Annotated in this window: 11 protein-coding genes; 2 read left to right on the top strand and 9 right to left on the bottom strand. The window is 54.7% G+C overall.

Annotated elements, in window-relative coordinates; translation table 11 throughout:
- Positions 1-10 precede the first annotated feature (10 nt).
- Complete coding sequence (locus PPOP_RS07705) at positions 11-742, bottom strand: energy-coupling factor transporter transmembrane component T family protein (protein WP_006285608.1); 732 nt, start codon at positions 740-742, stop codon at positions 11-13.
- Between the two features lie 252 nt (positions 743-994).
- Between PPOP_RS07705 and PPOP_RS07700 the strand changes: the two genes are divergently transcribed.
- Positions 995-2,611, top strand: coding sequence for an MDR family MFS transporter (locus PPOP_RS07700; protein ID WP_006285607.1), 1,617 nt, complete (start codon positions 995-997; stop codon positions 2,609-2,611).
- A gap of 155 nt (positions 2,612-2,766) precedes the next feature.
- Here the strand turns inward: PPOP_RS07700 and asnB are convergent, their stop codons facing one another.
- Complete coding sequence (gene asnB / locus PPOP_RS07695; protein WP_006285606.1) at positions 2,767-4,617, bottom strand: asparagine synthase (glutamine-hydrolyzing); 1,851 nt, start codon at positions 4,615-4,617, stop codon at positions 2,767-2,769.
- 96 nt (positions 4,618-4,713) lie between these two features.
- Complete coding sequence (locus PPOP_RS07690) at positions 4,714-4,971, bottom strand: hypothetical protein (protein WP_006285605.1); 258 nt, start codon at positions 4,969-4,971, stop codon at positions 4,714-4,716.
- A 178-nt stretch (positions 4,972-5,149) separates the two neighbouring features.
- Between PPOP_RS07690 and PPOP_RS07685 the strand changes: the two genes are divergently transcribed.
- Complete coding sequence (locus tag PPOP_RS07685; protein WP_006285604.1) at positions 5,150-6,193, top strand: alpha/beta hydrolase; 1,044 nt, start codon at positions 5,150-5,152, stop codon at positions 6,191-6,193.
- A 399-nt stretch (positions 6,194-6,592) separates the two neighbouring features.
- Here the strand turns inward: PPOP_RS07685 and PPOP_RS07680 are convergent, their stop codons facing one another.
- From PPOP_RS07680 to PPOP_RS07655, 6 genes are all read right to left on the bottom strand, one after another.
- Positions 6,593-7,864 (bottom strand): methyl-accepting chemotaxis protein, encoded by a 1,272-nt coding sequence (locus PPOP_RS07680; RefSeq protein ID WP_006285603.1) that lies wholly within the window; start codon positions 7,862-7,864, stop codon positions 6,593-6,595.
- On the bottom strand, positions 7,861-8,328 hold the full coding sequence (locus PPOP_RS07675; RefSeq protein ID WP_042227872.1) for a disulfide oxidoreductase: 468 nt from the start codon (positions 8,326-8,328) through the stop codon (positions 7,861-7,863). The genes PPOP_RS07680 and PPOP_RS07675 overlap by 4 nt, the downstream gene beginning before the upstream one ends.
- Positions 8,329-8,353: 25 nt before the next feature.
- Positions 8,354-9,079 (bottom strand): thioredoxin domain-containing protein, encoded by a 726-nt coding sequence (locus PPOP_RS07670; RefSeq protein ID WP_422730625.1) that lies wholly within the window; start codon positions 9,077-9,079, stop codon positions 8,354-8,356.
- A 280-nt stretch (positions 9,080-9,359) separates the two neighbouring features.
- Positions 9,360-9,605: a hypothetical protein gene (locus PPOP_RS07665; RefSeq protein ID WP_042227870.1), complete on the bottom strand. Its 246-nt coding sequence runs from the start codon at positions 9,603-9,605 to the stop codon at positions 9,360-9,362.
- Between the two features lie 228 nt (positions 9,606-9,833).
- Positions 9,834-12,122, bottom strand: coding sequence for a heavy metal translocating P-type ATPase (locus tag PPOP_RS07660; protein ID WP_006285600.1), 2,289 nt, complete (start codon positions 12,120-12,122; stop codon positions 9,834-9,836).
- Entirely contained in the window at positions 12,088-12,534 is a 447-nt protein-coding gene (locus tag PPOP_RS07655; RefSeq protein WP_148277869.1) for an ArsR/SmtB family transcription factor, read from the bottom strand. Before PPOP_RS07655 ends, PPOP_RS07660 begins: the two co-directional genes overlap by 35 nt.
- Between the last annotated feature and the right edge of the window lie 937 nt (positions 12,535-13,471).

The raw sequence follows: 13,471 nt of genomic DNA, 5'->3' as shown, positions 1-13,471 counted from the left end.
TGCCGGCCGCTCAGCCGTACCACCAGGTGATGGCGACTCCTAGCGCCGAGGACAGGGCCAATCCGATGCCCGGGGCCGCGAAGATGAGTCGGCGCCGATACGTCCTCGGGGCAGCCCCAAAGCGCTTCGCCTCCATCGCCGTCGCTACGTCCTGTACCCGGCGAAGCGTATGCGCAGCCGCTCCGGCGAGGACGCGATGCAGCCGCTCAAGCCGTTCCGCTATGCTGTGCGGCGGAACGAGGCGGCGCAATCGCTCGGCGTGCCGGATACGGGCCGTCTCGGCCAGCAGAAGCGGCACGAAGCGCAGTGCAATTGCCACCGCGTACGCGAAGCGGTCCGACAGTCGCAAGTAACGCGACATAGCGAGGACGACATCGCGCGGCGCCGTCGTCCCCGCATAGACGAGTGATGACAGGAACAACGTCATTGCCCTGAGCGTCAGCGCAACCGACTGGAGGCAGGCTTCCCGCGTCAAGGTCAGCTTCCCTGCCGTCAGCCACGGCGTATCGCCAGGCAGGACCAGCCACTGAAACAGCAGAAGCGGAAGGGCGAACCCGCCGATCCATACGCTCACCAGCCTCCAGCGCTGCGCCGACCACCCGGTTCCGGTCAGCGCAATGAGCAGGACGGCAAGGAACCAGCCGGCCTGCCACTCCACCTTCATGCTGATCATGACGGCCAGTCCGGTGCTTAGCAGCCAGATGCCCTTCGTCAAGGGGTCGATGCCAAGCAACCAGCTCATGGGTTCTCCCCCCCTTATCTTCCAAGTGTCGACCGGTACGGACTTCCACCCTTCCGAACCGGCACCCGACGCATAAAATCGTATGTCCCAACCCAACATAATACAGATTGGGAGGAGCTGCAACCCTTCTCTTGCCCGTCCACCGGAAAATTCAATTCGCATCATACCGCTTAACCTGAAGAAAGTAAAGACGAAGCACACGCGGCGAAGCCCTCTTCGAAGGCGACGCAGCGTACGGAAAGGAGGCCAATCGTGGGGGTGAAAGACATAGCGCAGTCTCGTCGCAACATGGTTCTCATCGGTCTCATTATGGGGATGTTTTTCAGCTCGCTCGAACAGACCGTCGTAGGCACGGCCATGCCGACCATTATTAAAGAATTGAGCGGATTCGCTATCTTCGCCTGGGTGACGACAGCGTATATGATCTGTTCGACTACCGTCATCCCGCTCTCCGGCAAGCTGGCGGATCTGTTCGGAAGCCGGTTTATTTATTTGACCGGATGGATTATTTTCGTCATCGGTTCATTTCTGTGCGCCACCGCGGTCAGCATGGAACAGTTGATCGGCTACCGCGCCATTCAAGGAATCGGGGGTGGCCTGCTCATGCCGATGTCCCAGACGATTATCGGGATGATGTTCACCCCGACCCAGCGGGCGAAGTGGCAGGGCGTATTCGGGGCCATCTTCGGGCTCAGTTCCATCGTCGGGCCTTTTCTCGGCGGCTTGATCGTCGATCATATTAGCTGGCACTGGATTTTTCTCATCAACGTCCCCTTCGGCCTGGTCTCGACGGCGCTTATTTTCATCGGGATGAAATCAATGGGCAGCCCACGCGACAAGAGCAAAAAGGTTCACATTGACTGGCTCGGCATCTTCACGCTTATTCCGGGGATTGTGCTGCTACTGTACGGCCTGTCGCTCGATCGTGCGAAGTATGGCTGGACATCCCCCTACAGTCTGTTTATTTTCGGAGCGGCTCTGGTGTTGTTTCTCGTCTTCATTCCGATTGAGCACCGCGCCGCTGATCCGATTATCGACATGTCACTGTTCCGCGGCCGCGTCTTTAATGTCGCCGTCGGACTCGGCTTCTTGGTCGGGCTCGGGATGTTCGGCGCCATAATGTTCGTGCCGATGTTCATGCAGGGCGTCCTCGGGGTTACGCCGACCCAGGCCGGGTCCACCATGACACCGATGATGATCGCGCTCATTATTGCCAGCGTGCTCGGTGGCCGACTTGTGCTCAAGCTCCCTTACCGTACCGTCATGACTTCCGGGATGGTGATTAGCGCCCTGGGCTTCTTGCTCATGTCCACCATGGGCATTCACACGACTCCGTTCACGGCCTACGGCTTCATGATGGTGCTCGGGTTCGGCATGGGCTTGGTTATGCCGCTCATTACCATCGTCGTCCAAAACGAGTTCCCCCGCGAGCAGCTCGGAACCGTCACCTCGGCGACGACCTTCTTCCGTTCCATCGGGAGCACCATCGGCACGACGCTGTTCAACGTCATTATGAACGCCGATATCGCGAGGAACATCACCGTAGCCATGCGGAATGCTGATCCGGTGACGCAGACCGTCCTCGACCAGATCGGGACGGATTCGAACACTCTATACCAGCTTCTGATCAATCCGGCGATACTGCCGCTTGAAGGCGAAGCCAAAATTGCCGTACTCAACACGGTAAAGGAAGCATGGTCGGCTTCCTTCTCGTCCGTCTTTCTGACGGGACTCGGGTTCATCGTCGCCGGCATCTTCATTTCCCTGCTGATCGGCAACGGCCGCATCTCCCACGACGGCCCAAGCCAGACGCGCAATTCGGGATCTGCCCAAGAAGGATCGGACAGGAATTCAGCCCAGCCCACCTAGAGACAGCAAGCTGCTGCCCTGATCACGCATATGCACCAAGCCCACTTGAGGTGGGCTTGTCACGTTATCGTCTCCCCTACTGAGACAAAGAGGCGCCTCTCCATGGAAAAGCGCCTTTCATCATCATCATCATATTATTCTAAACCAAAGTCCGATTATTGCTTGTGCATATACGTCCGGTACCAGAGTCCGAATACGTACAGCACCCAGATTTTGCGGGAGTAATCGCCTTGGCCGTTGCGGTGGAGTCTGAACATCTCTTCCACCGCGCTCAGGTTGACGAGCGGATCGATGCCACTCGCAGCCAGCTCCTCCCACATGATGCCGGCCCGCTCCGTGCGCAGCCAATCTCGCATCGGTACAGGGAAGCCGAGCTTCGGCCGGTGGAGCACCGAATCCGGAATAATGCCCTCCATCGCTTTGCGCAGCGCGTACTTCGTCGTCTTCTCAGCAATCCGGTAGGAAGCAGGGATCGTACGGGCCACGTCGAACACTCTGCGATCCAGGAACGGGACGCGCAGCTCCAGCGAATGCGCCATCGTCAGCTTGTCCGCCTTCATCAGAATGTCGCCTGGCAGCCACAGATTCATATCGATATATTGCATCCGCGACACCGGATCCAGATGGCGGGTGCGATCATAATAACAGCGCGCGATCTCGAACGGCTTCTGATAAGCCGCTATCTCTTCCGCGCCGACGCGCAGCAGTTCCGCCTTCGCATCGTCGGTCATAATATGGGCATTGCCCAGGAAACGCTCCTCCAGCGGAGTCGTTCCCCGCAGCAAGTAATTTTTTCCATAGAAAGAGAACGGTAAGGCGCGCACCATCTTGTTCACGACGCGTTGCATTTCTTCCGGCATCCAGGACAGATAGCGCAGCGAATGCGGTTCGCGGTAGATGCGATAGCCGCCGAACAGTTCGTCCGCGCCCTCCCCGGACAACACGACCGTCACATGTTCCTTCGCCAGCCGCGCGACCTCATACAGCGCGATCGCGGACGGATCGGCCACCGGCTCGTCCAGATGCCAGATCGCGTGCGGTACCGCATCAAAATACATCTCCTGCGTAATCATCCGATCGTAGTGAGCGGTATCGATCTGCCCGGCCGTATCGCGGGCGATAATCGTCTCATTATTCGTCCCCTCGAAGCCGACGCTGAACGTCTTGATCGGCTCGATGGAACGCATGAGCGTGGACGTGATCGTCGAGTCAATGCCGCTCGACAGGAAGCATCCGCGCTCCACCTCGCTGTGCAGATGGTGCTCCACTGAATCACGCATGACGTGGCGAATCTCGTCGATAACCTGCGCAAGCGGGCGATCGACCGGTTCGAACATCGGGTCCCAATATTTCTCGATAACAGGCTGTCCCCCCAGTGGAATCGTCATCGTATGAGCCGGCGGCAGCTTATAGATGCCCGCGTACATCGTCTCCGGATCAGGAATGTATTGGAAGGTCAAATAGTTATAAAAGCCATTTATATTGACCTGTCGGGCCACGCCCGGAACGGCCAAAATGCTCTTGATCTCCGATCCAAAGGCGAGCATCTCGTCGTTCATGTAATAGTACAGCGGCTTGATGCCGAAATGATCGCGGGCCAAGAACAGCTCCTGCTTGTTCCGATCCCAGATCGCGAAGCCGAACATCCCCCGGAGATGGTGGACACACTTCGTTCCGAATTCTTCATACAGGTGCAGGATACATTCCGTATCTGTATTGGTTTTGAACTGATGGCCGCGGCTGAGCAGATCCTCGCGCAGCTCCACATAGTTATAAATCTCGCCATTAAAAATAATCCATGCCGAATCATCCTCGTTGCTCAGCGGCTGCGCGCCTTCAGCAACGTCAATGATGGACAGCCGGCGGAAGCCCAGGCCGACCCGGTCTCCGATCCACAGCTTCGCATCGTCCGGTCCCCGGTGATGGATCAGGTCCATCATGCTGCGAATAATATGTTCGGATGGTTGTTGATCAAGAAAATGATAGATTCCGGCAATGCCACACATCGGTTCCAAATCCTTTCGATCGTTGCATACGGATATGCATGAAGTATGTCAACATATAGTTGGCGCTAGTCGGCGCTTGCCGCCATCGCGGCATAGCTAGCTGGATATCGTATACAGGCCTTGACATTCATAGACCTGTACTTGTTCATTATATACGTTATATACTTTTTTGACGAGATATGACACAGGCCAAGCGCCAATCGCAACGATCTCCGGATTCGACGCGACTTGATTCGTGGACAGGGGCGCCGCGTACGGCCGTTCCATGGTACCACCGCAGTTGGCCGGATCCTCCCATTCCGCTACAGCGGATGGCGAAGGAATGTCGACTTCATCGCTTCCCGCGATAAGCAATCAGCGAAGCCCCTTCTTCGGATTACGATCCCCATTGTACAGAACCTCTGCCGCGAACGCCAATCTTGATCGGTTAAGCGAACGGCAGCATCCTTACCTAGGGATGTGTAAAATGCCATTTTCCTGCACAACCTAGTAGCATCGTATCGACAATAACTGACGAGGGGAACACGCGGATATGATCTACATCTTCCTGGCCTGCATGCTCATCATTATCTTCGTTCTAATCGCATGGATTGTTCCGAGATATGCCGTCTACCAGATGACCCGCAAAAAACCAGCCACCTACGATAATTGCTTCGAGTTGATGGAGCAATATCGCGTCTTCAGCAAAAAGGAATTCGACGATTGCGACAAGGAAGAAATTTTTATTCGCAGCCACGACGGATTGAAGCTTCACGGCAATTACATCGAAAAGCATCCCTATTCCGATCGGATCGTCATTATCGTGCACGGATACACATCCGCTCTTCCGTGGTCGGCCCAATTCATGAACATGTTCTTCAAGCTCGGATACAATGCCCTCTTGATCGATCAGCGGCGGCACGGACAGAGCGAGGGGATCCGCACCACGTTTGGATTAAAGGAAAAGCGCGACATCGAGGCATGGGTAGACTGGGTTATCGCAAATAAAGGAAATGACTGCATCATCGGCCTGCATGGCCAGTCTCTTGGCGGGGGCACCGCGCTGGAGTATGCAGCCCATTCTCATTCACGTGTGAAATTCATCGTGGCGGACTGCCCCTATTCCGATCTGACAGAGCTTATGCGCCATCAGGTTGCCATACTGAATCGCCTTCCGGCTTGGCCCTTCATGAAGCTCATCGACATCCTGCTGGAAAGTAAAGCCGGATTCCGCATGAAAGATGTCAGCCCGATCAAGGTAATGCGGACCTGCAAGCTTCCGATCCTGTTCATCCACGGAGCAGCGGATATATTCGTCCCGACCCAAATGAGCATTGATATGTACGAGGCTAAGCCCGAGCCGAAGGAACTGCTGCTGATAGACGAGGCTACCCATGGGGTTGCCTACTGCTGCGACAAAGAACGGTATGCCGACAGAGTGACCCAATTCGTCATTCAACATACCGGCCTCCCAACCTCCCGCGACATGGAGGGGATCGATCCGAGCAAGCACCAAGACACCGCCTCGGTTCAGCAGCCGTATCCTACATACCAAGCCCAAGAAGAATCTCATGCATCCATATATCGCACCACATGATGATTCACAGCTAAGCAAGCCGGGGAGTGCATGCCCGACATGCACTCCTAAACTAAAAAGCGGCGCCTGCAAGTCCGGGTACCACATGTATTCGATCTGTTACGCCTGAGCCGGGGCTGATACGGGCTGGAACAACAGGCTGTCGTAATCATCGGCCTTAAGGCTGTACATGGCTTCGGGATCAACCGCGCTCCGGATCGCATGCTCCTATGTTTCCAGCAAGAAGCCATCTATGCCGAGGCACTCCGCGAACCTGATGATGAGGCGTCTCTCCAACGGCAGGGAAGGCAGGAACGTATTCGGGCGGGCTCCCATCTTAAATTGCAAAAAGAGACTTGCCCCGCTCATACCGGCGCAAGTCTCGTTTCGCTCAAGTCCATTATTCCATCGGCTCGATGATCAGCCTTGGAACACTTCCGTCTGCCGCTTCAGTCGGGCGGCCTGTTCGCATAGCACCTCCGAAGATGCTGCGATTTCTTGCATCATCGCGGTCTGCTCCTGCGTGGCGCTCGCCACCTGTCTCGTGCCTGACGCCATCTCTCCTACGACGACGGCCATCTGCTTCGTCTGCCCCAGGGTAGCGGCAAATTGCTCGGTCTGCCGTCCGACTGCCGATGCAATATCGCATAACGAAGAGGATGCCCGCTGGGTCACTTCCGCAATCGTGTGAAGCGCTTTTGTTGCATCGTCTTTTTTCCCCGCTTCGACGGTGACCATCTCCACCTGTGCGGTAATATGCCGAACCACTTCTTCAACCTGGGACTGCATTTGTACGATGCGCTTGTTAATGCGGCCGACGGCTTCGGCGCTCTGCTCGGCGAGCTTGCGCACCTGGGAGGCGATAACCGCGAAGCCAGCCCCCTGCTTCCCTGCCCGGGCCGCTTCGATCGAAGCATTCAAGGCGAGAAGTTGCGTCTGATCCGCAATCTCTCGTACGGCAATGGAGATATCCCCAATTTGGGCGGCCTGATCATTCAGGCGTTCTACCGTCTGAATGGAGGCTTGGCCGGATTCCGCAGCATGGAGCATGCCCTCGATGATCGACTTGAGCATCTCCTCGCTGGCGGCTAGCGTTCCCAGCATGTCGAAGGTCATCTGTCCGGTGTCGCTTGCCTGGCGCTGCACGTTCAGCGCGGATTGGTGGATCCGCTCGACCGTCGCCGCCGATTCAGCCGTCCATTCGGCCTGCTGCTCAGCCCCCCGATTCATCTCCTCCGTCGCCCGTGAAATATGCTCCGTCTGTTCGGCTGCCGACGACATCGCATCCCCCAGCATCTCCGTACTGCGCGTCGTAATCTCCACGCTCTGCTTAATCTCCGCAATCATGCTTCGCAGGTTGCGTATCATCGTCCCGAACGATTCGACGAGAACGCGAATTTCATCATGGAACCGGTAAGCCGGAATGTCGACATTCAGATTGCCTTGCGCTGCTTCGTCGGCCGCCCTCGCCAACTGGGTCAGTGGCTTGACAATGAAGCGGGCTGCCAGCCAGCCGAGAAAGCATGTCCAGAGGATGCCAAGCGCAAAAATAATAGCATCATAGACAACCTCGTTCATCTCCGGCGCCAATATCGGCTTCAAAATAAAGATGAAAAAACCGCTGGTCGCATACGTGACCGCAGATACGATCAGCAACCCCAACACCATTTTGGTCTGAAATCCGAATTTCATCTTGTCATCTCCCCATGATTGACGTACGGTATGGTTCGTCTCTGCTCTTCAGATCGGTCCTTACTCGCGGTGAATAACAGGAGCGTAATCAAGGCAAAGGCAACGAGAGCCAGCAACGGAATCGTAATCCAACCGAATAAATCAAGGTAATCGGAACCGCAAGGCACGCCGGTCCGGCAAGGCGATATGTCCTCCATGCCAGAAACTTTCTGTACCATGTAATGATAAATGGACACCGCGCCTCCGATTATCGATAGCGGCAAGGTATAGCGAAAAATCCCCCGGTCTCCGCGGTAAGCGGCAATCCCCAGCAGCAGGGCAAGCGGGTACATGAAGATACGCTGTGCCCAGCACAGCTTGCATGGCTCCCAGAGTAGGATTTCACTCATATACAAGCTGCCGCCCGTCGCGATTAACGCGATGAGCCAAGCGAGATGCAAAGCATATCGTTGAATACTCAGCATAACGGTTCCCCCGCTTCTGTTCCGTTTATTTCGCTTGCTCCAAAGCTTTATCGATCATCGCTTTGAGGCCTTCATAATCTTGAATCTCGCCGGTGAACTCCACACCGTTCACGAACAATGTCGGCGTACTGTTGACCCGGGCTTGGGCCGCTTGCTGCTCGTCCTTCGTCACTTCCTCCTGCATCGTGCGATCCTGAAGCGCCTTTTCCAACTGGGCTATATCGAGATCAGGCACTGTCCGCCGGGCGAAATCGATAAGGAACGGCGCAGTCGCCCAGTCTTTCTTCTTGTCCTGCTGCGCGCGGTACAGTTCGTGATGGAACGACCAGAATGCTTCCGGCTGCTGACGGAACACCTCTTCGGCCGCCTCCGCCGTCAATTCGGAGCCCGCAAGCACGAGCTTGTTCAGGAACGTGAATTTCACTTTGCCCGTGTCAATATAGTCCGCTTTCAATCGAGGGAATATCGTTTCATTCCAAACTTTGCAAGGCGGACACTTGTAATCGCCGAATTCCACGATCGTGACGGTGGCATCGGCATTCCCAAGCGTAGGCTGTCCCTCCAGATTGAATTCAACCGGAGCCTGATTCATCTCTTCCTGCTTCATTTTCTCCCCCTGCTGATTCAATACATAGATGAGAACAGCCAGGACGACAATCGCGATGGGGATCATTAACAATAAGGCGCGTTCATTTCCTTTACGCGAGCTTGAGACCGTTCGGCGCTTCTTAGATTTTGCCAATCGACTCACCCTTTTCTACAGGTTTCTTGCTTTCTTAACTGTAATGGATATACGAGATATTTTCCATTTGTTTTAATAAAATTCTCTTCAAATTTGTGAGGTATGTCACTGTTTGTTAACATAATTAATTATCTTATAATTATTAGTTATAATAAGATACATATCGTTCATCATTGAACCTCTCATGGCTAAATAGAGTACACATATCCTCTGCCATGTTTGACTTCTGTCATGCTATCCACCTCAATTACAGGATAACATATGTCAAATATTTTTCAAGTTATAATCGCTAAATATCAGTGTTTTTGTCAATAGATAAGTTAACATACGTCGAAACATTAAGATGGCAACAAGCCATACCCAAGACGAAAAGGAGTGAATGTGATTGGACGTCGTCGGGAATGCCATCGGCATCAAGATAGAGCAAGGGCCCGATATTCGGGAAGCGGATGAGATCGGCTGCCGTCATCGCAACACCCCGTCCTCCTTCGGCGCCTGCGGCGGCCGGAACGATGGCCATGTCGACTGGCGTCATCACACACCCACTCCTTACTTCATACATTATGTCAGTTATTTCCATGATTATGTCCATTTACACAAACCTGGCTCCGGCTTTATGTTGCGGTACCGCTTGCCTGCCCTTCCTTACCCCTGTACTCCGCCACTCCAACCACATGTTCCCCTCAGCCAAAAAAGACCTTCCCTTGTCGCCTCCTCCGGTGACGTCAAGGGAAGGTCTTACGATCGTGATAGCAAGGCCGGTTTATTTGACGCCAGCCGCATCTTTATCTTTGCCGAGCAGAATGGTCAAGCCCAGCAGCGTGACAAGAATGGTCGCCCCCATGTCCGAGAGGATGGCGATCCACAGCGTGAGCAGCCCTGGAATGGTAAGCAGCAGCGCTGCTATCTTCAGACCGAGCGCGATGCCGATATTCCAGCGGATAATCCGGTTGACGTGCTTCGAGATCCGGATCGCATTCGGCAGCTTGCCGAGGTGATCCTGCATCAATACGATATCGGCCGTCTCGATGGCGCTGTCCGTCCCTTTGCCCATGGCGATGCCGAGCTGGGCGGATGCAAGCGCCGGCGCATCGTTGATGCCGTCGCCGACCATGGCAACCTTGTACTTCGCAGCCAGTTCCTTCACCTTGTCTACCTTCTGCTGCGGCAGCAGTTGGGCGAACCAGTCGGTCACCCCGACCGCATCCGCGACCTGCTTCGCCGATTGGGCGTGGTCGCCCGTCAGCATCAACGTATGCTTCACGCCGACTTCATGCAGCGCGGCCAAGGTAGCGCGGCTCTCCGGACGAATCTCGTCCGCAAGCCCGAACAAGCCAAGCGGCTCCCCGTCCTGCTCGGAGACGACGGCGACCAGAGTCAGGCCCTTCGCCTTCATGCGTTCCGCTTCGTCCCGAGCCTGCCGGATGCGCCCGGCGGCCGGTCCGCGAGCCTGGACGATGTCCAACACGCGCTCGCTGCCTACCCGATACACGGAACCGCCAACTACTGCCCGGATGCCTTCCCCAGGCACCGTCTCGCTCTCCGACGGCTCTTCGAGCACCGTCTCCCGCTTCGCTTCCAGATGGCGTATAATCGCCTTCGCCAACGGGTGAAGCGAAGCCTGCTCGACCGCGCCGGCAATCCGGTAGAAGCGGTCGGCATCGTAGACGACCTCCTCGTGCACGGCCGGTTCGCCTTTGGTCAGCGTACCGGTCTTGTCGAAGGCCAGCGCTTCAATCTTGCCGAGCTGCTCCAGATGAACGCCGCCTTTGACGAGAATCCCGTTGCGGGCATTCCGGGTAATGCCGCTGACAATGGCGATCGGCGACGACAGCACCAGAGCGCACGGACAGCCAACAATCAGCACCGCCAAGCCTTGATACAGCCATTTATACCAATCCCCGTCGAAGAATAGGGGCGGGATAAGGATGACAAGTGCCGCGACGGCCATAATAATCGGGGTATACACCTTCGCGAAGCGGTCGATGAACAGCTCCGTCGGCGTTTTCGTGTCCTGTGCCTCCTGCACGAGGTGCAAAATCTTGGCGAGCGACGAATCCTCGTATGCCTTGTCGATCCGCACCTTGAGAACCCCATCCGTATTTACGCTGCCGCCGAATACGGCGTCCTGGACTTCCTTGGCGACGGGAAGCGATTCCCCCGTAATCGCCGCTTCATCGACGGAACTGCGTCCTTCCATGACGGTCCCGTCGGACGGAAGCTTCTCGCCCGGGCGGACGAGTACGATATCGCCAACGACCAACTGCTCGATGGGAATCGACACCGTCTGCTCATTCCGGATGACGGTCGCTTCCTTCGGAGCGACAGCAAGCAGCGACTCCATGGAACGGCGAGCGCGTTCCATGCCGTAGCCTTCCAGCATCTCATTCAGCCCGAACAGAATCGCGACGAGCGTCGCTTCCTTCCATTCCCCGATGAGTACCGCCCCGGTCAGCGCAACCGTCATCAGTGTATCCATTGTAAAGCGCAACCGCAGCAAATTGCGGGCGCCCTTCAAAAATGTAACATAGCCGCTAAGCGCAATCGCAGCCAGATAGATGACAATAAGAACGGGGCCCGGCAGGCGGCCATCCAATACGAAGGTCGAGAAATACAAGACGCCGGAAATGCCGAGAACCCATTTCATCTGATCCATATTGCCATGGCTGTGGTCATAGCCATGACCGTATCCTGCTGCGTCGTGATGCCCGTGATCGCGGCTGTGCGCTCCCTCGAAGCTGTAGCCGCCGTCGTACGATTTACCATGGGCATAGCCACAAGCGGCCGCCACTCCGGCCGCCACTCCGGCCGCTTGCGGCGCTTCCACCAATCGCGCTCCGTCCAAACGAAGAATGCGCCGTACCTTATCCATATCGATCTGCCGGTGCATTTTCAAGGTCGAGCTGTTATAGCTGAGCACGGTATCTTCGCCGAACTCCAGCTTGCTTATCTCCTCCTGCAGCCCGGCCGCGCAATTGGCGCAAGACAGCCCCTGCACTTTATAGACAACGCGGTCGTCAGCTTCTGTTCTCTCCCGCTCCTGTGTCTTCATGGCAATGTTCCTCCCTCATATGCTCCAATGTCATCCGAATTAAGGTCCGAATATGGTGGTCAGCTAGGGAATAGAAGACATTCTTCCCTTCCTTGCGCGATGTCGCGATCCCCAGCGACTTCATCAAGCGCAAATGATGCGATGCGGTCGCAATCGACTGCTTCGTCAGGATGGACATGTCGCATACGCACAGCTCACCGCCCTCATCCAGCAGCCATGCCATCTTCATCCGCGTTGGATCGGACAGCGCCTTGAACATCTGCGCCATCCCTTGAACCTCTTCCTCCTGCACGCGTCCTTGCAGCTTCCGAATCTTCTCCGAATCATAGCATACAATATCGCACACATCGTCTTTGCTTGTTCCGGAGCTATTCATATCGGCCCGCTGCCGCTTCTCTTCCAACAAGGTCACCACTCCATTCCATTCCATTTCGTTTCGTTATGCGGGGCTCAATTCTAGAACATAAAATCGTAAAGAGATTCGTATAATGGAGTATTCCTCAAACAATCAAATGAATGATTGAATATTTTCTTATCTGTACTATATCCGATATCTTTCTAATATTCAAGCGATTGTTTGACTATAAATGAATTTTTTGCGAGGCGCTCTATCTCCGCAGCCAGGCAGGGTTCATATTCATTATCTCCCAGCTTCCGAATTTATCTCGTTATTCCTAACTTTGATTATCAAGCCTTTAGGATGTACATGCTCAATATATTTTACGGTAAATGTCATATACGTAAATTGGACAAGCAATATTATGTTGATTTGGAAACGGGTGAGAAGCGTGAATTTCAATTATCAGAAAACCGCTCAGAAATTCACAATTCACTTCGACAAACCTTTAAAAATTGCGGTATCTCATCAATAATAACTTTGTAGGCATATTTGATTGACCTTGAACTCGGTACCGAAACTGTGCCCAAGGAGAACCTTCAATAGACATTGTTGGATAAAAAACGAGTGATTAAGGGCGTGAAGTATGAAGGTCAAGACAAGATGATAATGAACGGTGGTCGTTAGCATATGTAAATCCGGCGGTTATGAACCTATTCAGAAAATCTAAGGGGATAGCGTATCCGCAACGGAGAAAGATGCGCTATGATAAGGAAAAAAATAGTAGCGTCTACGACTCTCCACCATCAAAAATCCGACAATGTCGAATTGGACGATGCAGCGCAGCGGTGCACTTGTTTGGGGGCACACCCGGGCCGGGAAAAGGATCCTTTTGATTAAGCTGTAATAAGTTTCGTATTATAACTTAGCGCCGTAAAACCCCTAGCTTTAGCTAGGGGGATATAAGGCGCTTCGGATGCGAGGTGGCTTTAGCTGCCTTAAGCATTCGACA

Origin of the sequence: Paenibacillus popilliae ATCC 14706, assembly GCF_000315235.1 — a bacterium.
Lineage (GTDB): Bacteria > Bacillota > Bacilli > Paenibacillales > Paenibacillaceae > Paenibacillus_B > Paenibacillus_B popilliae.
This window is presented reverse-complemented; position numbering and strand designations above follow the sequence as displayed.